The sequence below is a fragment of the Acinetobacter pullicarnis genome (assembly GCF_006352475.1).
GTDB classification, from domain to species: domain Bacteria; phylum Pseudomonadota; class Gammaproteobacteria; order Pseudomonadales; family Moraxellaceae; genus Acinetobacter; species Acinetobacter pullicarnis.
The window spans coordinates 3152214-3173253 of the sequence record NZ_VCMZ01000001.1 but is presented as its reverse complement, the minus strand read 5'-3'; the positions used below and the strand labels follow the sequence as shown (position 1 = coordinate 3173253).

The 21040-nt window shown below is 42.3% G+C and carries 18 protein-coding genes and 1 riboswitch; of the genes, 10 read left to right on the top strand and 8 right to left on the bottom strand.

The window, feature by feature from the left end; translation table 11 throughout:
• Positions 1-3 precede the first annotated feature (3 nt).
• A riboswitch (cobalamin riboswitch) is annotated at positions 4-215 on the bottom strand.
• 151 nt (positions 216-366) lie between these two features.
• The 5 genes from FD716_RS14090 to FD716_RS14070 all read left to right on the top strand — a co-directional run bounded on the left by FD716_RS14090 (position 367) and on the right by FD716_RS14070 (position 5387).
• Entirely contained in the window at positions 367-1008 is a 642-nt protein-coding gene (locus FD716_RS14090; RefSeq protein WP_139852922.1) for a phosphoribosylanthranilate isomerase, read from the top strand.
• Positions 992-2221 (top strand): tryptophan synthase subunit beta, encoded by a 1230-nt coding sequence (trpB, locus tag FD716_RS14085; protein WP_139852921.1) that lies wholly within the window; start codon positions 992-994, stop codon positions 2219-2221. The genes FD716_RS14090 and trpB overlap by 17 nt, the downstream gene beginning before the upstream one ends.
• Positions 2222-2426: 205 nt before the next feature.
• The gene (locus FD716_RS14080; protein ID WP_139852920.1) at positions 2427-2936 is read left to right on the top strand and encodes a DUF1543 domain-containing protein; all 510 of its coding nucleotides are present in this window, start codon (positions 2427-2429) and stop codon (positions 2934-2936) included.
• Between the two features lie 329 nt (positions 2937-3265).
• Complete coding sequence (locus tag FD716_RS14075) at positions 3266-4909, top strand: nitrite/sulfite reductase (protein ID WP_139852919.1); 1644 nt, start codon at positions 3266-3268, stop codon at positions 4907-4909.
• Positions 4902-5387 (top strand): DUF934 domain-containing protein, encoded by a 486-nt coding sequence (locus tag FD716_RS14070; protein ID WP_139852918.1) that lies wholly within the window; start codon positions 4902-4904, stop codon positions 5385-5387. Before FD716_RS14075 ends, FD716_RS14070 begins: the two co-directional genes overlap by 8 nt.
• Before the next feature lie 97 nt (positions 5388-5484).
• On the opposite strand, the gene FD716_RS14065 is transcribed toward FD716_RS14070, so the two are convergent.
• From FD716_RS14065 to FD716_RS14055, 3 genes are all read right to left on the bottom strand, one after another.
• A complete protein-coding gene (locus FD716_RS14065) occupies positions 5485-5937 on the bottom strand; it encodes a VOC family protein (protein WP_139852917.1) in 453 nt (150 codons plus the stop codon).
• A 164-nt stretch (positions 5938-6101) separates the two neighbouring features.
• Complete coding sequence (locus FD716_RS14060; protein WP_139852916.1) at positions 6102-7277, bottom strand: thiolase family protein; 1176 nt, start codon at positions 7275-7277, stop codon at positions 6102-6104.
• Positions 7278-7429: 152 nt separating this feature from the next.
• Positions 7430-7963 carry a GspH/FimT family pseudopilin gene (locus FD716_RS14055; protein WP_139853699.1) on the bottom strand — a complete coding sequence of 178 codons (534 nt, stop codon included), beginning with the start codon at positions 7961-7963 and terminating at the stop codon, positions 7430-7432.
• Between the two features lie 732 nt (positions 7964-8695).
• On the opposite strand from FD716_RS14055, the gene omp38 reads away from it, so the two are divergent.
• Positions 8696-9745 (top strand): outer membrane protein Omp38, encoded by a 1050-nt coding sequence (omp38, locus tag FD716_RS14050; protein WP_139852915.1) that lies wholly within the window; start codon positions 8696-8698, stop codon positions 9743-9745.
• A gap of 260 nt (positions 9746-10005) precedes the next feature.
• On the opposite strand, the gene FD716_RS14045 is transcribed toward omp38, so the two are convergent.
• The 4 genes from FD716_RS14045 to FD716_RS14030 all read right to left on the bottom strand — a co-directional run bounded on the left by FD716_RS14045 (position 10006) and on the right by FD716_RS14030 (position 15618).
• On the bottom strand, positions 10006-11211 hold the full coding sequence (locus tag FD716_RS14045; RefSeq protein WP_139852914.1) for an RtcB family protein: 1206 nt from the start codon (positions 11209-11211) through the stop codon (positions 10006-10008).
• Between the two features lie 437 nt (positions 11212-11648).
• The gene (locus FD716_RS14040; protein WP_139852913.1) at positions 11649-13115 is read right to left on the bottom strand and encodes an amino acid permease; all 1467 of its coding nucleotides are present in this window, start codon (positions 13113-13115) and stop codon (positions 11649-11651) included.
• Positions 13116-13151: 36 nt separating this feature from the next.
• Positions 13152-14168, bottom strand: a complete 1017-nt coding sequence (locus tag FD716_RS14035; RefSeq protein WP_139852912.1) for a class I SAM-dependent methyltransferase — start codon at positions 14166-14168, stop codon at positions 13152-13154.
• A gap of 70 nt (positions 14169-14238) precedes the next feature.
• Positions 14239-15618: a uracil-xanthine permease family protein gene (locus FD716_RS14030; RefSeq protein WP_139852911.1), complete on the bottom strand. Its 1380-nt coding sequence runs from the start codon at positions 15616-15618 to the stop codon at positions 14239-14241.
• A gap of 471 nt (positions 15619-16089) precedes the next feature.
• Here FD716_RS14030 and FD716_RS14025 point away from each other — a divergent pair, with 471 nt between their 5' ends.
• Together FD716_RS14025 and FD716_RS14020 are read left to right on the top strand one after the other, a co-directional pair.
• On the top strand, positions 16090-16272 hold the full coding sequence (locus tag FD716_RS14025) for a hypothetical protein (RefSeq protein WP_139852910.1): 183 nt from the start codon (positions 16090-16092) through the stop codon (positions 16270-16272).
• Entirely contained in the window at positions 16262-17680 is a 1419-nt protein-coding gene (locus tag FD716_RS14020) for an amidase (RefSeq protein WP_139852909.1), read from the top strand. The genes FD716_RS14025 and FD716_RS14020 overlap by 11 nt, the downstream gene beginning before the upstream one ends.
• 192 nt (positions 17681-17872) lie before the next feature.
• Here the strand turns inward: FD716_RS14020 and FD716_RS14015 are convergent, their stop codons facing one another.
• Entirely contained in the window at positions 17873-18295 is a 423-nt protein-coding gene (locus FD716_RS14015; protein ID WP_139852908.1) for an Lrp/AsnC family transcriptional regulator, read from the bottom strand.
• Positions 18296-18695: 400 nt separating this feature from the next.
• Here FD716_RS14015 and FD716_RS14010 point away from each other — a divergent pair, with 400 nt between their 5' ends.
• Both FD716_RS14010 and astA read left to right on the top strand, forming a co-directional pair.
• Positions 18696-19913: a bifunctional succinylornithine transaminase/acetylornithine transaminase gene (locus FD716_RS14010; RefSeq protein WP_139852907.1), complete on the top strand. Its 1218-nt coding sequence runs from the start codon at positions 18696-18698 to the stop codon at positions 19911-19913.
• A gap of 10 nt (positions 19914-19923) precedes the next feature.
• The gene (astA, locus tag FD716_RS14005) at positions 19924-21039 is read left to right on the top strand and encodes an arginine N-succinyltransferase (protein WP_139852906.1); all 1116 of its coding nucleotides are present in this window, start codon (positions 19924-19926) and stop codon (positions 21037-21039) included.
• Position 21040: the final 1 nt, after the last annotated feature.

The window sequence follows — 21040 nt, the reverse complement described above, 5'->3', positions numbered from 1 at the left end:
TTTGATTTTGTGATTCAACAAGCAGGTCTCCAGACTTGAATATACGACTTGGCAGAATGGCTGAGTCGACACATCCACCTTCCCGCATGGCTGCAGTGGTGTAAGCAAAGGCTTATCGAAGATATGTATTTCGTTCTAACTGTTGCGGGGGCAGTGTTGGATTTGAACCAACTTCCCTTAAAGCTTTATATAGCACTTGTTGAAAGTGCGCGCAGTATAAAGTTTGGCTATAAATTTAACAATCCGTACCAAATATAATTCGCTATGAAGCGCACGCAAATCAAATAAATTGCATTACAATAACGCGCCTGAGGAAATTTATAGATCAGCTGTAAATTAAACGGGCCTGTTTAGAGCGCAATGATTATGCGAACACGTGTCAAAATTTGTGGCATTACTCGAATTGAAGATATTCATGCAGCAGTTGAAGCTGGTGCAGATGCCATTGGTTTGGTATTTTATCCGCCAAGCCCACGTTATGTAACGATAGAACAAGCACAATTGCTTGCTCAACATATTCCGCCTTATGTCAGTATTGTTGGTCTGTTTGTGAATGCTAATGCCAATGAAATTGTTGAAGTTTTGCAGCATGTTTCGCTTGATGTGATACAGTTACATGGCGATGAAAGGCCGGCCGAATGCCAACAGATTGCACAGCAAACACAGCGTCGTTGGTATAAAGCAATTCAGGTTAAACCCGAAGTCGATACTTTAGAGATTATTCAGCAATATCAGCAGGTCGGTGCCAGTGCCATGCTACTCGATGCTTGGCATCCTGAGCTGAAAGGCGGGACAGGCTTACAGTTTGATTGGTCGAAATTTCCTCAGTCAAACCTGCCTTTAATTCTGGCAGGGGGACTGAATCCCGACAATGTTGCGCAGGCAATTGAGATGACTCAGGCCTATGCAGTTGATGTTAGCGGAGGGGTTGAATCCGCAAAAGCGATAAAAGATCAAAAACTTATTCAACAATTTATGCAAGGAGTCCAAGGTGGATCAGCAAAGTAATACGATTGATTTTCGCCAATTCCCAGATGCTAAAGGGCATTTTGGGATCCATGGTGGACGTTTTGTTTCAGAAACATTGATGGCTGCATTACAGGATTTAGAGAAGCTCTATTTCCGTATGAAAGATGATGCACAGTTTCTAGCAGAATTTGACCGTGATCTCGCACATTATGTGGGACGTCCGAGTCCGTTGTATTACGCAGAACGTTGGTCAAAAGAACTGGGCGGCGCGCAAATTTATTTAAAACGTGAAGATTTAAATCACACTGGCTCACATAAAATTAACAACACGATTGGTCAGGCCTTATTGGCCAAGCTCTCTGGTAAAAAACGTATTATTGCCGAGACAGGCGCGGGGCAGCATGGGGTTGCAACAGCAACGATTGCCGCGCGTTTGGGCCTTGAGTGCGTGGTCTTTATGGGTGCTGAAGACGTAAAACGTCAGGCCATGAATGTCTATCGTATGCGGTTATTGGGTGCAACGGTTGTTCCCGTTGAAAGTGGTTCTAAAACCTTAAAAGACGCCATGAATGAAGCCATGCGTGACTGGGTGACCAATGTCGATTCGACTTATTATGTGATTGGGACAGTGGCAGGTCCACATCCTTATCCGCAATTGGTCCGTGACTTCCAGTCAATTATTGGGCGTGAAGCACGTAAGCAAATTTTAGAACAAGCAGGTCGTTTACCGGATGCACTGGTGGCTTGTGTCGGTGGTGGTTCCAATGCAATGGGCTTGTTCTATCCATTCTTAAACGATGAAGATGTCAAAATTTATGGTGTTGAAGCCGCAGGTTTAGGCATTGCGTCCGGAAAACATTCAGCCCCATTAAATGCTGGTCATGTCGGGGTATTGCATGGTAACCGTACTTATCTAATGTCGGATGAGCAAGGTCAAATTATTGAAACACATAGTATTTCTGCAGGCCTGGACTATCCTGGTGTTGGCCCTGAGCATAGCTTCTTAAAAGATATGCAGCGTGTGAATTATGAGCCAATTAATGATCAGGAAGCTTTACAAGGTTTCCGTGACTTGACTCAAATCGAAGGCATTATTCCAGCATTAGAAAGTGCACATGCGATGGCCTATGTGACTAAGTTGGCACCTACGATGGACAAAGATCAAATTATCATTGCGACCGTTTCGGGGCGTGGCGATAAAGACTTGATGACTGTCGCGCGTATTGATGGTGTGGAAATGGTTGAGATGTAAGCCTTCTCCATTTGCAGCATAAAAAACTGCCACAGACTTTGCTTTGTGGCAGTTTTTTTTAGATCAAAATCGGCTTGCAGACCTAGTGCTGATAAAAGCTTGATGACATCATCAGCTTGAATGGTGTTCTGCTTGATATAAAGAATGACGTTGATATTCTGATTGTTATAGAAATTACATAAGTTATAGAAATAGTGGGGAATGTATGCCAAGTTTATTTATTGTGATGTTGGGTGGACGGCATGCACGTGCCAATACTGAAGTACATGATGTGGTATTGGCGGTGGGGGAGTCGCTAGAAGCGGTTTATCCGCAACTAAAACAGGCGTGGTTTGCCGAGCCACAAGGTTTGCATATTGATGCTTGGGCACAGATTAATGGCATTGAGTTTGAAGGTGTAAATTATCAACTACAGTTTAGTCATGCAGCACCTGCACAAGATGAGAAAAAGCTATATTTGATTAACCTTGGGGGATATGACCCACGTGAGTTTGGTGAACTGCATCGCTATGTATTGGTGGTGGCTCAAAATGAAATCGTAGCCAAAGTTAAAGGCAAACAACATTTCGCTGCACACTGGCACAAACAACATACCGATCGGGTACTTGAAGTCGATGACTGCCTTGCCATTGATCAAGTGCATGGGCATTTTGTGCAGCTGGTTCAGGGAGAATTTGCTAACAATCGTTGGGAGAATACTTATTTAAGTATTTAAAGTGAATCACACAATGAATATCTCAAATGGAGAATGAGTGGCTTAATGGCTTGCTTTGACGCCGTAGATTATAGCGAGAGCAATCATGAAATTGGGTTTGAGCTGATTATTAGCGCGATTTATTCTTTATCTCAAATTGATATATCTATTTGAATATAAAATAAAACTAGTGCTTAGTGCTTGATATCATGATGGATCTTTATGCTGGAATTGCAATGAAAGCTGCTTATCAAGAAAACCGCTATTAAGTATGTAAAAAAGACATTTTATTGATAGATCAAACATGGTTATGCTATGACCCTTTATAATGATATTACTAGCCTTACGCCATGTATTTATATACCGACTTCGATCAGCAACTGATTAATGAACGAGTTGCACAATTCCGTGATCAAACTGCACGCTATTTAGCGGGCAAACTAAGTGAAGATGAATATCGTCCGCTTCGCTTACAAAACGGTTTATATGTGCAACGTTATGCACCCATGTTACGTGTTGCCGTGCCTTATGGTTTGATGAACTCGAACCAGCTGCGTAAGGTCGCGGAATTGGCGAAGTCGTATGACCGTGGCTATGCCCATGTCTCTACGCGTCAGAATATTCAGTTTAACTGGCCAGCACTCGAAGATGTGCCTGAAATGCTTGCAGAATTGGCAACTGTCCAAATGCATGCGATTCAAACATCGGGCAACTGTATTCGTAATACCACCACCGACCAATATGCTGGGGTGGTTTCAGGTGAAGTTGCAGATCCGCGCCCAACCTGTGAGTTGATTCGTCAGTGGAGTACTTTCCATCCAGAATTTGCGTTCTTACCGCGTAAATTTAAGATTGCAGTATCAGCCTTGGCAGAAGTCGATCGCGCAGCCGTTTCATTCCATGACATTGGGGTGTATATCGTCAAAAATGCCGCGGGTGAAATTGGCTACACCATTAAAGTCGGTGGTGGTTTAGGTCGTACCCCAATTATTGGTTCAATCATTAAAGAATGGTTGCCGCGTGAAGATTTAATTGCTTATTTAGAAGCGGTGTTGCGTGTATATAACTTACATGGTCGTCGTGACAACAAATATAAAGCGCGTATTAAAATTTTAGTCAAAGCTTTAACTCCACCGGTGTTTGCTGAAAAAGTCGAAGCTGAATTCCAGCACACCATTCAAAGCTTGAAAATTCAGCCTGAAGTTTTGAAAAAATTGGATGAAGAGTTTACTCCATTCGATTATCAAGCCTATCAAGATGAAGATTTCACTGCATTATTTGCTGAATATCCGAAGTTTAAACATTGGTTTAACATCAATACCAATGCGCATAAAGTGCCTGGCTATCGGATTGTGACCATCTCATTGAAACGTGCAGGTATTGCACCCGGTGATATGAGCAGTGAAGAAATGAACTTGATCGCAGATTTGGCTGATCAATATACCTTTGGTGAATTGCGTACCACGCACGAACAAAATATTTCGTTGGTTGACGTACCACAAAAAGATTTGTTCGCTGTTTGGCAAGCACTGGATGCACAAAACCTTGCACGTGCACATATTGGTTTTATTACCGATATTATCTGCTGCCCAGGCGGGGACTTCTGTTCACTGGCCAATGCCAAGTCTATTCCAATTTCAGAAGCGATTACCCGTCGTTTTGAAGACCTCGATACCATCTACAACTTGGGTCATATTGACTTGAATATTTCAGGGTGTATGAATGCATGTGGTCATCACCATGTTGGTAATATCGGCATCTTGGGTGTCGATAAAAAAGGTGCAGAATTTTACCAAGTGTCTTTAGGTGGCAATGCCGATCACGATGCATCACTTGGTGACATTCTTGGACCATCATTTGCAGCTGAAGTGATTCCAGATGTGATTGAAGAAGTTTTAAATACCTATCTTGATTTGCGTCAGGACAGTGAGGAATTTATTGATACTTATCGCCGTGTAGGCATTCAACCGTTTAAGGAGCGAGCTTATGCTTAATACCGCATTACAGGTCTTGGCTAAAGACGGAACCATTACGGACAACAGCTATCAATTGGTTGCGGAAGATGGAACGGTCCCTGCTGGTGATGTGGTGGTCACCACAGCGCAGCTTGAGTTGTTGGCGCAGATTCAAGGTAAAAAAGCCTTGTATATCACGGTTGATGATTCTCCAGAAGTGAACCAATTTCCTTTGGCAGCACTCGATACTATTTTTATTGAATTTGCGGGCTTTAATGATGGCCGTGGTTATTCATTTGCAGCCTTGTTGCGTCGCCAAGGCTACCAAGGTGAGTTACGTGCGGTGGGCGATATCTTTAAAGATGTTTTGAACTACTTAAAACGTTCAGGTTTCGATAGCTTCGTCATCAAAGAAGGCAAAGATATTCATGAGGCTGCTGCTGGATTAAATGATTTTAAAAATCCGTACCAAGCCTCAACTGGCGTGGCACAAGCACATTATCAAACCGGTGCTTAAGCGCGGTTGAATTAAAAAAGCTGGACTTCGGTCCAGCTTTTTTATGTGTAATTTTATTGTATATATTCACTCGCCTAGACCATAGATAAACACACGTTTAGCCCATGTTCTCAATTTGGCAGTTAATCATCCATTTGACACCAAACTGATCGGTGAAGGCACCATAGAGTGCACCCCAAAAGGTTTTGTCTAGTGGCATCTCGATCTGTCCATTTTGCGAGAGTGCATCGAATAAGCGTTGTGCAGTGGCTGCTTCATCTTGTTCAAGATTAATGGAAATATAGTGGTTATTGCCTTGAATATATTGTGTATTGGTCTGTACACAGAACTGCTCGCTAATATCCGAGCCCATCAGGACTGTGAATGGATTAATCGGAAGTGAAACATGCAGGATATAATTTTGTTCTTGTGCGGATAAGGTTAGGCCTTCTTGAGGGGGGAGCTCACCAAAACGTTTAAGGAATAAAAACTCTCCGCCAAAAATGGATTTATAAAAGTTAAATGCGGCTTCGGTCTGACCTTGGAAGTTAAGATAATGATTGAGTTGCATGTCTATTCCTTATTGTTTTTGAACATGGAGTATGGGCAGATGAAGCTAGCGAGCATCTGAGCCTAGTCGATTATCATAATTGAATATTCATTGTATTTTAAAGTGTTGGAAATAAAAAATCCCGCATTGAGCGGGATTCTTAAATTTAAGCTTTGCCTAAAGCATTATAGAATTTCAACGGCAACCGCAGTCGCTTCACCACCACCGATGCACAGTGCAGCAATACCTTTTTTACCACCTGTACGTTTAAGTGCGTGAATTAGCGTCAAAATGATACGTGAACCGGTCGAACCAACGGGGTGACCCAATGCACAAGCACCGCCATGAATATTCACTTTTTCTGCATCAAGTTTGAAGTCATCAATTGGGCACATTGTAACCATTGCAAATGCTTCATTAATTTCCCATAGGTCAACGTCCTGCGCTGTCCAACCGGTTTGCTTAAGCACTTTCTCAATGGCACCGACTGGGGCAATGGTAAATTCAGAAGGGTGTTGTGAATGAGAGGCATAGGCTACGATTTTTGCCAATGGTGCTAAGCCTTTTGCTTGAGCATGCGCCGCTGAGGTGAGAACCAATGCAGAAGCACCATCGGAAATTGAACTGGCATTGGCAGCCGTAATGGTGCCATCTTTGGCAAATGCAGGTCTAAGAGTCGGAATTTTATCAATATTGGCATTGAACGGTTGTTCATCTTTATCAACGATAACATCGCCTTTACGACCAGAGAGGGTAACAGGCACAATTTCAGCGGCAAAATAGCCTTCTGTGATTGCGGTTTGCGCACGTTTTAATGAACGAATGGCAAAGTCATCCATTTGCTCGCGGGTGTAGCCACGGCTATTTGCTGTATCTTGGGCAAACGAACCCATGAGGCGACCTGTTTCAGCATCTTCTAGACCATCAAGAAACATATGGTCTTTGATTTCGCCATGCCCCATGCGATAGCCACCACGTGCTTTCGGAAGTAGATAAGGTGCATTGGTCATCGATTCCATACCGCCTGCAACCACGATCTGCGCTGAGCCTGCTTTGATCATGTCCGCGGCTTGCATTACTGCTTTCATGCCAGAACCACATAATTTATTAATGGTTACAGCACCTGTTGAATCTGGCAGTCCGGCTTGACGCATAGCTTGACGGGCAGGGCCTTGTTTGAGGCCTGCAGGAAGAACACAGCCCATAATGACTTCTTCGATATCACTTGCTTGTAATCCAGCGCGTGCGATCGCTTCTTTAATTGAGGCTGCGCCTAATTGTGGTGCTGTTGCAGCGGATAAACTTCCTTGAAAACCACCCATTGCAGTTCTTGCACCATTTACAATAACGATGTCAGTCATGGCTATATTCTCCAAATTTATGATGTATTACTTTTTTCAAAACCTAAGCAGTATATAAAAAACAGGAGAACAATAAAGCGTTATTGCCGCAACAAAGTGGACTGTAGAGTCCGCTATTTTTTGTGTTTTCTCAGTAAATGAAAGGGGCAGGTTTAATTGCATTGCGCTGAAGCCAATGTTGTGATGTGACCCATCATGCCAATTGCTAAATCTTTTTGGTATTCGACTTGCTCAAAGTTACAGTAGCTAAAATGTCCCATCGAACCTCTAGGTAAGCCAGTATCTGATTGAAAAACAATTTGATGTGGATGTGATGCATTGCCATGCCAAGTGAGTGAACCATATTTGAGTAAGGTGGGAGTGCTGGAAACAATAGTCTCATTGGGGTCGAGTTTACGATTTTTATTGGTGTCGATAAAAATGAGGATGCTGTGTTGCCATTGATCATTTTCGCAGCTTAATAAGTCGCGTGATGGACACATTACAATGTCACTGTGAACAGTGAGGGCATGGCTACGTGCAAGATTCATCTGTTGCCGAATGAGATAAACCACACTAGAAAATTCTTGGCGCGCCTGCATGGTTTTAAAAGAAGGGCTTGCCCAACTTGCAACAATAGCCAATATTGAAAGGGTGATGAGTATCTCAATGAGACTAAATCCTTTTTTAAACACATTAGCGCGCATTATGACTTCTTCAATTTAATATTATTGTCTTTACGTGCCCCAGCTAAAAAAACTTTTTTATAGAGAGGTCAGAGTGCTGTAATTCGATTACTTCTCTTTATGCGATGAATTTGTATTTTTGTACAAATTAAATATGCTGATAGCGTTGCTCAGCGTGTTTTACGGAGAGCATTCTAAGCGATTTCTTATGAAAATAACGTCAATAAAAATACGTGTGATTTGTGAGCAGTTTTTAAAAGAGTTGGCTGTTCTATTACTAATGATGGAAAATTGTAATGTCTAGTGGCCAATATCTGGTACACATCGGTTTATAGGGTTGTAGTGTGGTGTATATCAAGATATTTAACTAGAATGATAATTAATTTATATTATATCTTAGCTGCTGTAATCATTTAATTTTTTGTAAAAAAATAACATGGCTGACTGCTGCGGCTAAATTTTTATTACTATCTGCTTCGATTGCTGTTAAAATGCTGCCGCGCGAGTAAGTAAATATAGTGCTCGCATCAGATGCTTTTGTCAAAATTACGGAACTACAACGGAAATTGTAAGTAATTTTGTCAATAATCTACTTGATTAAATTTATCAAGCACTTGGAAAGATGATCAAGTATTTGTATCATTAAACCGAAGTAGCTAAAAAATAATACTGGGGTATTTAATAGCTTATCTCAGGAAGCTATAATATTTTAAGCTGAGCTTGAACAACAATTGTTATCTCTGGAGGATATCCATGAAATTGAGTCGTATCGCACTTGCTATGCTCGTTGCTGCGCCATTAGCTGCTGCTAATGCTGGTGTAACTGTTACCCCTTTGTTACTTGGTTATACAATCCAAGATAGCCAACATAACAATGGTCGTGATCGTCTAACTGAATCTGGTGAGCTAAAAGACGATTTATTCGTTGGTGCTGCACTTGGTGTTGAATTAACACCTTGGTTAGGTTTTGAAGCTGAATATAGCCAAGTTAAAGGTGATGTAGAGCCAGTTAGCGGTGCTGAATATAAGCAAAAACAAATCAATGGTAACTTCTACGTTACTTCTGATTTGATCACTAAAAACTATGACAGCAAAATCAAGCCATATGTATTGTTAGGTGCTGGTCACTATAAATACAGCTTCAGCGGTGCTACTGATGCTCAAATCGGTCGTGCTGGCCGTGGTAACACAGAAGAAGGTACACTTGGTAATGCCGGTGTTGGTGCTTTCTGGCGTTTGAACGATGTATTGTCTCTACGTACTGAAGCACGTGCGACTTATAACATCGATGAAGATTTCTGGAACTACACAGCACTTGCTGGTCTTAACGTTGTTCTTGGTGGTCACTTGAAACCTGTTGCTCCAGTAGTAGTTGTTGAGCCAGTTGCTCCAATCGCTCCTGTTGTTCAACCAGCGCCAGTAGAATTGACTGAAGCATTGAACATGGAACTTCGTGTGTTCTTTGATACCAACAAATCAAACATCAAAGATCAATACAAGCCAGAAATCGCTAAAGTTGCTGAGCAACTTAACGATTACCCGAATGCGACTGCTCGCATTGACGGTCACACAGATAACACTGGTCCACTTCAGTTAAACCAACGTTTATCTTTGGCTCGTGCTAACTCTGTTAAATCTGCACTTGTAAATGAATACAACATCGATGCTTCTCGTTTGTCTACTCAAGGCTTTGCTTGGGATCAACCGATTGCTGACAACAACACTAAAGAAGGTCGTGCTATGAACCGTCGTGTATTCGCGACGATTTCTGGTAGCCGTACTGTACTTGCTCAACCGCGTTAATTTGAGCATTTACCTATAAAAAAAGCGACTCGTCAGAGTCGCTTTTTTTTGTGCTGAAAATAATAAGAGCATCATAAAGTGATATGAAGTTACTTGCTTGTAACCGCAGTATTTTCAGCCTATTAATTTTGGCTCAGATACTTAGGCGAGCGTATTACAAGATCTGAAGTCTGAGTGATTACAAAGGCAGCCGAAGCTGCCTTTGTTTTACTTTTAACTCTCCGCATCAATTTATAGCTCAAAGGCGAAAACCCCAAAGTTTAGCCTTTAATACACAGCACTTGTTTTAAGGTATGTACTACGTCGATTAAGTCTGCTTGATTGGCCATTACCTCATGAATATTCTTATAAGCACTCGGAATTTCATCAACCACAGCCTTGTCTTTGCGACATTCAACCCCTTGGGTTTGTTCAATTAAGTCTTGTTGGCTAAATAAACGTTTGGCTTTACTACGGCTCATTTTACGACCTGCACCATGTGAACAAGAGCAAAATGAATCGGGATTGCCTTTGCCTTTCACAATAAAGGATTGTGCACCCATTGAACCTGGGATGATGCCATATTCATCTAAGCCCGCACGAATTGCACCTTTGCGTGTCACAAAGACCTCTTCACCAAAGTGCAATTCTTTTTGTACATAGTTGTGATGACAGTTAATCGCTTCCTTGGTCATTTGAAAGCTGGGCAGGAGTGGGCGAATGGCTTCTAAAATCAGGCGCATCATTTCACGTCGATTTTCATAAGCGTATTCTTGGGCCCATTCTACCGCTTCAACATAGTCATCAAAGTTAGCCGAACCTTCTGCAAAGTACGACAAGTCTTTGTCTGGGACATGTCCAAAGCGATGTTGTGCTTCTTTTTTGGCACGTTCAATAAAATAGCTGCCAATGACATTTCCTAGACCACGGCTTCCCGAGTGCAACATCACCCAAACATCTTGATTTTCATCCAAACACAGTTCAATAAAGTGGTTCCCCCCACCGAGCGTGCCCAATTGTTTTTGCCAAGTGGAATCAAAATGTTTTAGCCGACGGGTTAAACCAGGATGCTTGATGGTAATTTGTTTTAAGCGTTGTTCTAGTGGCGACAGGGTGGACGCCTTGGCTTTGATCTGCTTATGTGCTTCAAAGCCAACTGGAACTTTACGCTCAATCGCATTGCGTAGCTTACTGAGATTGTCAGGCAGTTGTGCTGCCTTTAAGCTCAAGCGTAATGCATTCATACCACAACCAATATCGACGCCAACTGCTGCAGGAATAATTGCATTTTTGGTTGGAATCACACTGCCAACTGTCGCACCTTTGCCCAAATGTACATCAGGCATAACCGCAATATGTGAGTGAATAAACTGTAATTGTGCCATTTTTCGTAGTTGGGTTAAGCTTTCTTCATCTATGTCGCGCGTATATATTTTTACTGGAACGCCATATTCAGCTTTGGCGTTCAAAATCATTTGTATGCCCATTATTTTTCTCTAAGCAAGTTTTCTTTAATGCTGCGTTAACTCCGCAGGTTTTTGGGGGTGCCCGAATTGATCTTTTGCGCTGTCATCAAAATTGAGACATAAAAAAACCTAGCGAATGCTAGGTTTAATCTGAGGCATTCGGACACTTTAAATTAAGCGAGTGTCCGTAAGTTCACGTCTGCTTAATTTAATATTTGTTGATTTCCAATAACAGCATGACGTCCTCCTAAAATTTAAATCTGGTGTATTGCACTGGGTTCAGTGAATTGGAGCAAATTATAGAGCGGAAATATTATTAATCAAGCATTAATTTTTTATGAGATAAAATTGAGTTGTATCACATGTCAGTTTTATCTGTGTTTAAAAACATTAAACCCCTCTGTCGTGGAGGGGTTTAATTGGTTTAAGTACGTTGATTTAAAACAGTACTTAACGACTTATTGAGTGTCTGGATTCATCGGTTGCACATCCATATCCTTGTATGGAACCAATTTGGTTTTGTGCTTCCATTTATAGCCGAGCCAAATGGCTAGGAATAATGGAATAGAAATGTAAGTCGACAATAAACCGATCCAATTAATTTTCCCGCCAATCAATGCTTCGTAGTTCTGGCCCAAAATAATGATCGAACACAGAATAAATGCAAACCAAGGGGCAAAGGGGAAGAACTTGGCTTTATAGGCCAAATCAGACAGTTTATTACCTTGTGCAATATAGCCTTTACGGAAACGATAATGTGAAATCGCAATCCCAAGCCAAACGATAAAACCACACATCCCAGACATGTTGAGTAACCACGAGAACACTTCTTGTTCGCCAATAAAAGTGGTTAAAAAACAAAGTGCAGCAACCGCTGTAGTGGCATAGAGTGCGTTCATTGGCACACCACGTAGATCTAGTTTGGCAAACCATTTTGGTGCACGGCCTTGGCGTGCCATATCAAATAACATCCGCGTTGACGAGTACATACCCGAGTTACCCGCAGATAGAATTGCAGATAAAATCACCGCATTCATTAGACTGGCTGCAAAGGCAAAACCAGCTTTGTTATACAACAGGGTAAACGGAGATAGGGTGATGTTACCGTCGCCTTCACTTGCCAATTGTAGGTTTGGATCGTTATACGCAACTAAGGTGCCGATAATGAAAATACACAACACATAAAACAGCAAGATGCGCCAGAAAATTTGTTTAATTGCCAGTGGAATGGTTTTTTTCGGATCTTTAGATTCACCCGCAGCAACACCAACCATTTCTGTTCCTTGGAACGAGAATCCGGCAATCATGGCAACCCCAATCATCGCCTGTAGGCCGCCTACAAAGGGTGCATCGCCCACGGTCCAGTTGCTGAGTACGCTTTGATTTGGATCAAGCATAATGGTGCCGATCATATATAGGCCAATCACAATGAAGACCAAGATCGCAACCACTTTGATTAGGGAGAATAAGAACTCAGTCTCACCAAAGCCCTTTACAGTTAAGGCATTAATCCCAAAGATGATGGCTAGGAAGATGGCACTCCAGTAAAAGCCAGGAATATCAGGGAACCAGAATTTCATGATGAATTGTACGGCAACCAATTCAAAAGCAACCGTAATTGCCCAGTTATACCAATAGTTCCAACCTAGTGCGAAGCCAAAGCCTTCTTCAACATATTTAGTTCCGTAGGTAAAAAATGCGCCTGAGGTTGGATTGTGGGTGGCGAGTTCGCCGAGGCTGGTCATGAGGAAGTAAATCATGATCCCGATGAGCACATAAGCCAATAGCGCACCACCTGGTCCTGCTTGAGCAATGGTAGAACCTGATGCAAGGAATAAACCAGTACCAATGGAACCACCAATGGCGATCATGTTTAAATGTCGAGCCCCCAGCTTGCGCTGAAGTTGTTGGTCTGTTCCGCTCATTGTCGTTCCCTCATTCTCATTCCCTTTGAAGTTTCACTATGCACTGGCATATATCACCTTAAAGCCGTTTTGGTCTGCTTTGATTGTTGTTTCGCCAAATTGCTGTTCAATTAAGTCTGCATAATTTAAAAAGCGATTGGCGACAATCCAGAATTGACCCTTGCGTTTCAAATGTATTTTGGCTTGTCGGCAAAGTGTTTCGCTGGCATCGTAATTGGTATGAATTCCCTGATGAAACGGTGGATTGCTAATTAAGGCATCAAGCTGCTGCGGGGCATCTTGAATTCCCGTAACGGCATGCAATTGCAATTGATGCGCTTCAATTCCATTTTTCTCAAAGGTTAATTCGGTCGACTTTAATGCAAAGGCATCAACGTCTAAAGCATGAATAACATTTTTTTCATTCATTTTTGCCAGACAACAGCTAATGACACCGGCCCCACAACCAAAGTCGGCGAGTTTACCTGATTTTACTTGAGTCAGGTACGGCAAAAGCACAGCGGTACCGATATCGAGATGATCTTGGCTAAAAACCCCAGGTAAGGCACATATTTCTAGGCTAAAGTCTTGTATTTTAATCGAGTAATTTTTAACCCATGCGCTGAGAGGTTTTAATTTCTCAGTATGTTGCAGGGTCAACTGCCAAAATTGGCAATGTCGTGCACTATCTAACTTTATGGTTTTGCCAAAAGGCTGTAATTGTTTGCCAGCACGTTCCACCCCCCCTTTTTTCTCACCAACCAAGAAGATTTGTTGTCCCACTTGGAGATGGCAAACCACTTGATGCAGAATATAATCTAGCAAAGCCTTTGATTTAGGTACGTAAATGATTACTTGGTCAACGTCTTGTTTGGGAAATTCAATCGAGAATGTCGAAGTATACTGCGCATTTAGGTGCGCCTGATAATCTTGATAATTCCAAGTCCAATGCGTCGCTTCAATGTCGGCTTGCTTTAATGTATTCACCAAAGCGTCTGCTGGTGCATTAATCAAGAGGATACGGCCTTTGAGGGCATATTGTTGTCGAATTACAACTTCACTTCTGGGATCCATAAGTCTTATTTCGTCATCTAATTTAGGCATTTATATGCATTTAATGTGGATATTTAAGGACAGTGCTGTGTTAGGCATCCGTGCTTTTTTGAGCAGGAAGCACGACATTTAAAATCAAAGCAGTAATCCCGCCAGTCGCCACACCTGAACTAAAGATATTGCGAATAAGCTCTGGAAGATGTTCTAAAATTTGTGGAACTTGTGCAACACCCAAACCCAATGCCAATGAAATGGCAATGATCAATAGGGCACGACGGTCTAAGTGCACACCAGAAAGAATATTAATACCAGATGCTGCAACGGCACCAAACATGACCATGACTGCACCGCCCAATACCGCTTGGGGAACTGCTTGAATTACTCCTGCAACCATTGGGAATAAACCGAGCAAGACCAATAGGATTGCAATCCAGATGCCAACGTAACGGCTGGCAACACCAGTGAGTTGAATAACACCATTATTTTGTGCGAATACTGAGCTTGGAAAGGTGTTGAAAATTCCTGCCAACAATGAGTTAGCACCATTGACTAACACACCGCCTTTAATGCGTTGCATCCAAATCGGACCATCAACGGGTTGATTTGAAATTTTAGAGGTTGCGGTAACATCCCCAATGGCTTCAAGTGAAGTCACTAAGTAAATGAATGCCATTGGAATAAACAGCCCCCAGTCAAAGCTGAGTCCAAAATGCATTGGGGTTGGAATCTGCATAATTGGTGCATCTTTTAAACCAGAAAAATCCAGATAGCCCATCAAGCCCGCAATTGCATAGCCGATAACTAAGGCGATCAAAATGGCTGAACTTTTCACCCAAACAATGCGAACGCGATTGAGTAAAATAATGATCGCCAATACCGTACAGGACATCATCAGGTTCTCTGGACTGGCAAAGGTATTGGACTGCATCGCTTGATAGCCGCCGCCCATGCTAATCAAACCTTCCTTAATTAAGGTTAGTCCAATCAGCAGTACCACGATTCCAGTGACCAGCGGAGTGATCAGCATTTTCACCCATGGCAAAATACGGGAAACACCCATCTCAATAAATGAACCAGCAATCACCACGCCAAAAATTGCAGCCATCACTTGGTTTACTGGCGTTCCTGAGGCGACCATGGCGCTTCCGATCCCAATAATTGGACCAATAAAGTTGAAGCTGGTGCCTTGTACAATTAAAAGACCTGCACCAAATGGACCGACTTTTTTACATTGTAAAAAAGTTGCAATACCAGAGATGACCAACGACATCGACAGGATCATGTTGGTATCTTCGCGAGATACGCCCAGCGCCAAGCAAATCAGCAGGCCAGGGGTCACGATCGGTACAATAATCGCCAGTAAATGTTGTAATGCAGCGAAAAAAGCGATCCAAGGTTTTGGTTGGTCATTTAGACCGTAAACGAGGTCAATTTCAGGCTTTTGTGGTGATGAGGGGTCGTATTGAGACATAAGTGGGAGGGCATATGAGCAAGATGGCGCTATTCTAATCGACTGTATACATATTGGAAACAAAAAAGCGTAGATTGCAGTTTTACCATGCTGTATTCAGACTTTTAAAGTATAAATATTTTTATTTTGTTTGAAATGGAACGTTGATCTGGGCATTTTGAAGTACAAATAAAATTGAAGTCAATTTATTTATAGATTGATGTGACATAGAAGGTGATTCAGTTGCTATTTTACGTTAATAGTAAACTTTGATAAGCACTGGCAAGGGTTATTTTATTCTATAGAATTCATGTTATTTTACAACCAGACCTAAGCCTAATTCTGATTTTTTTAAATTGCTCTAAAGTCAATGTTGCAGCTTGCGAAAGTTGTTGGTGTTTCAGATTGAATGGATGAAAACCACTGTAATTAAGACTTAATATAAATTACATATTGGCAACCTAAGCATTTTTCAAAGGAGCAGAGAAAGCCATGGAGTTGAGTGCAACAGTATTATTGGAACGTCAATCGATTTCAGTTAATTCAAAGACACAAGTGGAATTAGAGCAGCGTTGGGAGGGAATTCAAGCGTTGAAAAATAATGTGAAAAGTACAGCAAGAAATGACTATGATATGAGTTTGGTCAATACAGCAGGGGGTGATCATGTTGAATAAGGAACTCTTAACTTTACCAGTGACCGAGCTTGCTAAATTAATTAAAAATCGTCAATTAAGTTCAGTTGATTTAACCACGATGCTCTTGCAGCATGCGCATCAATATAACCCAGAAATTAATGCCTATATTTCTTTTCGAGATGAACGTGCTTTAGCTGAAGCAGCCAAGGCCGATGAAGAAATTGCTCAAGGAAATTATAAGGGCACTTTTCATGGTATTCCGATGGGTATTAAAGACAATATTTATCTGGGGGGTGAAGTCACCAGCATGGCCTCAAAAATTCATTCAAAGTTTGTATCGGTTGATGATGCGAGCGTGATTGAAAAATTAAAGGCGGCAGGTGCGATTATCATTGGTAAATTGAACATGCATGAGTACGCGTGGGGGATTACCAACAATAGCCCACACTTTGGCGCTTGTCATAATCCTTGGAATTTAGAGAAGATTCCCGGTGGCTCGAGTGGTGGATCTGGGGCATCTGTTGCCGCAGGCATGTCGACCATTACTTTGGGGACAGATACCGCGGGTTCAATTCGGATCCCATCTTCAGCATGTGGTTTGGTTGGTTTAAAACCAACACATGGTCTGGTAGCAAAATATGGTTGTTTTCCATTGGCATGGAGTCTTGATCACATTGGCCCAATGGCAAAAACAGTGCAAGATGCCGCAGCGATGTTGCAGGTGATTGCTGGTTTTGATGCACGAGATCCAACGTCTAAGCAGGTTGAAATTCCAGATTATGTTGCATTATTGAACAGTGATGTCAAAGGCAAAGTCATTGGTATTAATGAAGAATACTTCTTTAACCAAGTTGATGCTCCAATTGAAAAGCTGGTCAGAGCACAAATTGCACAACTCGAGCAAGCAGGCGCGATTATTCAGCCAGTTTCGATTCCTGCATTGCAACATGCTGAGTATGTGGAGTTGATTACCAGTTTATCTGAAGCGTCAACCATTCATCATGAAGACATGTTGGTACGTGCAGACGATTTTGGCGATGATATTCGCCTATTGTTTGAGTTGGGTGAGTTGCCAACGGCCGTTGAGTATTTACAAGCGCAACAATTAAGACGCGAGCTTAAATTGCAGTTTAGCGCGTTGTTTAATGAAATTGATGTGCTGATTACACCCACCTTGCCAGTCTTACCACCTGATATTGGAAGTTCAGTAGCGAAGTTGAATGGTGAAGAAGTGGATTTGCTCAATCATATTATTCGTTTCACTGGACCGAGTAATTTGACGGGCTTGCCTGCATTGTCGATACCATGTGGTTTGGTGGAGGGTCAACCTGTGGGCTTACAAATTATTGGCCCCGCGTTCCAAGAGCAGAAAGTATTTGATATTGCATTAGCGATTGAAAAACAGGTTCAATTTAGTTATCACAAGCCGACATTGGATCGCATTTAAATTCAGGTGGGATGAGCACTTGATCTTGATTGATTGAGCGTAAAAACAAGTCATTGGGGAATATAGGTTTAGGCTTATATTCCCTTTTTTATTTATTGTTATTTTGATTAATGTTATCTCCATGCTGGCGCTTGAACGTTATGCTGAATACCTCCTTAGGGGTGGTTATGGCGTGGCGCAGGATGACTCGGATTAGACCTTATGGGTCGATAATAAAATGCTGGTTTCAGTGCTATGGATCCCCTGAATACTGCGAATACGCTCTAGTATTTTATCAAAAAAATCTAAGCTTTCTGATTTGAGTTCAACCAAAAGATCCCATTTGCCATTGGTGGTGTGGAGTTTTTCTACAGCCGGTTCTAAGCGCAATGCTTTAATCACCGCAGCTGCCTTATTGCCTTCGACGCGAATGTGCATCCACGCACGAATCATGTCCTTTTCAAAGTCGGGTTTCACCTTGATGGTGTAGCCGGTGATGATGCCGTTGGCCTCCATATATTCCATTCTTTTTTGCACGGTGGCTCTAGAAATCCGCAAGGTGGTTGCCAGTGCGGTAATTGAGAGCCTTGCATTGTCACGCAGTAATCCGAGGATTTGACTGTCCGTGTTATTCATTTTGATTTCTTCTTTAATCAAATTGAAAAAATATAGGGCATTTTAGGCAAATTACCAACTTTTTTGGATCGAATTGTTCACCCATACTTAACACTCGATGTTGCCGCTGCAACTCAAACCTTGTAAATGCTTGCACAGGATTACATGAGGATTGGTTGGGGCTGTGCGATACAAAATAGGTTGATTTCATCCAAGCGATGGACCTTTTAGCAAGCGATCTATTTGCTTTTATATCGTTATCCCGATGGCGACTTGTTTAGAGGCACTGTTTTTTTGTTGCAGATTGAACACTTTATTGCTGCAAAAATTTTAAAAAGTGGATACACCAAAGAACAAAACGATACCGATGACGAATTCAAATAGATTGACAAAATAACGTCAGCATTCAGTGAGGATCACAATGCATCAGCAAATACCAACACGTCAAAACTTTAATGATTGGATGATCCCTGTTTACGCACCTGCAAATTTTATTTTGGTTCGTGGTGAAGGTTCGCGGCTTTGGGATCAAGCGGAAAAAGAATATATCGATTTTGCAGGGGGGATTGCTGTTAATGCACTGGGGCATGCGCATCCAGTGGCTGTGACAGCCCTGACTGAGCAAGCACAAAAGCTCTGGCATCTGGGGAATGGTTATACCAATGAGCCTGTCCTCAATTTAGCGAAACGCCTTATACAACATACCTTTGCAGATAAAGCATTTTTCTGTAATTCTGGTGCAGAGGCCAATGAAGCTGCACTCAAGTTGGCACGTAAAGTGGGGCTCAGCCATCCCAGTGGACAAAAAAATAAAATTATCGCCTTTAAAAATGCATTTCATGGTCGAACCTTATTCACGGTGGCGGCAGGCGGACAACCGAAATACTCGCAAGACTTTGCACCGTTGCCACAGGGCATTGAACATCTTGCGTTCAATAATATTGAAGCGGCACAGGCTGCGATTGATGAACATACCTGTGCGGTGATTGTGGAGCCGATTCAAGGCGAGGGTGGGGTGATTCCTGCTAACCCAGCGTTTCTTCAAGCCTTACGTCAACGTTGTGATGAAACTGGGGCAGTGCTGATTTTTGATGAAATACAAACGGGTATAGGGCGTACAGGCGCACTTTATGCCTATATGAATACGGGCGTTACACCAGATATTTTGACCACAGCCAAAGCCTTGGGGGCTGGTTTTCCAGTCGGTGCAATGCTCACCACGGATCGTTTTGCTGCGCACTTTTGTGTGGGTGATCATGGAACAACATATGGGGGCAATCCCTTAGCCAGTGCCGTCGCTGCAGCAGTTTTCGATTTTATTAATGACGAGAAAGTTTTAGCTGGCGTGACACTGCGCTATCACTATTTTGTCGAGCGCTTAAAGCAGATCAATGCGAGCTATCCTATATTTGATCATATTCGTGGCCAAGGTTTACTTTTGGGGATTGTATTAAAGCCAGCATATGCAGGTCGGGCTAAAGCACTGGCTGAACTTGCTGCTGAAGCCGGTGTCTTGGTGCTGATCGCTGGACCGAATGTACTGCGTTTTACCCCATCGCTGATTATTCCCGAGCATGATATTGAAGAAGGTTTGCAACGCTTTAGTCGTGCTTGTGCGCACTTCTTAGCACAGGCATAGGTCGCTCATCATGATGATCATTCGACATGCAGAACATCGAGACATTGACGACATCTATATCTTGGCAGCGAAGTCAGGAGTTGGGATGACTTCACTGCCGCAAAATAAAGAAATTCTCGCTGCCCGAATTGCACGAACACAGAACACCCTTGCAGGTCGATTGAGTAAGGGCGAGCGTGGTTATTTATTTGTATTGGAAGATACCGAACATAACCGTGTGGTCGGGATGAGTGGTTTAGAAGTAGCGGTTGGGCTGAGTGAGCCTTTTTATAATTATCATGTGGGGCGGCAAGTACATGCTTCGCAAGCCTTAACCGTTTATAAAACACTGAATACTCTATTTTTGAGCAATGACCATACTGGCTGTAGTGAACTGTGTACGTTATTTCTAGACCCTGATTTTCGTGAAAATCAAAACGGTAAGTTTTTATCCAAAGTTCGGTTTTTATTTATTGCTGCTTTTCAAGAGCATTTTGAAGCCAAGATTATTGCAGAAATGCGTGGTTTTTCCGATGAAGATGGACGCTCACCCTTTTGGGATGCTCTGGGGCATTACTTCTTTGATATGGATTTTTCCACAGCCGACTATTTAAGTGGTATCGGCCAGAAAGTCTTTATTGCAGAGTTGATGCCGCGTTTTCCTGTGTATATCGATTTATTGCCTGAACGTGCGCAGCAAGTGGTGGGTCAAGTTCATCCACAGACCAAGCCTGCATTTCATGTGCTTGAAAATGAAGGGCTACAGTATCAGGGATATGTCGATATCTTTGATGGCGGGCCAACGCTTGAAGCCGAGGTGAAAAACCTGCGTGCGGTGAAAGAAAGCCGAATTTGTCGAGTGCGTATTTTGGGTCAAGAAGATATCGATCAAGAATCTGTTAATCAACCATGCAGAGTTCAGGACAATACCAATCTGGACAAACTCACTGAAAAAAGCCCAGCTTCGATAGGACGACTGCCAGAAAGTTGTTTGGTGGCAAATGAGGATTATGAACAGTTCCGCGTCATTCTGATCAATCATCACGTTGACGCAAACAGCATCGAGTTAACGCTTGAACAAGCACAGCAACTTCAGGTCAATGCGGGCAGTAAAGTTCGTATTTTGCCATTAAATAGTACGGAGTAAG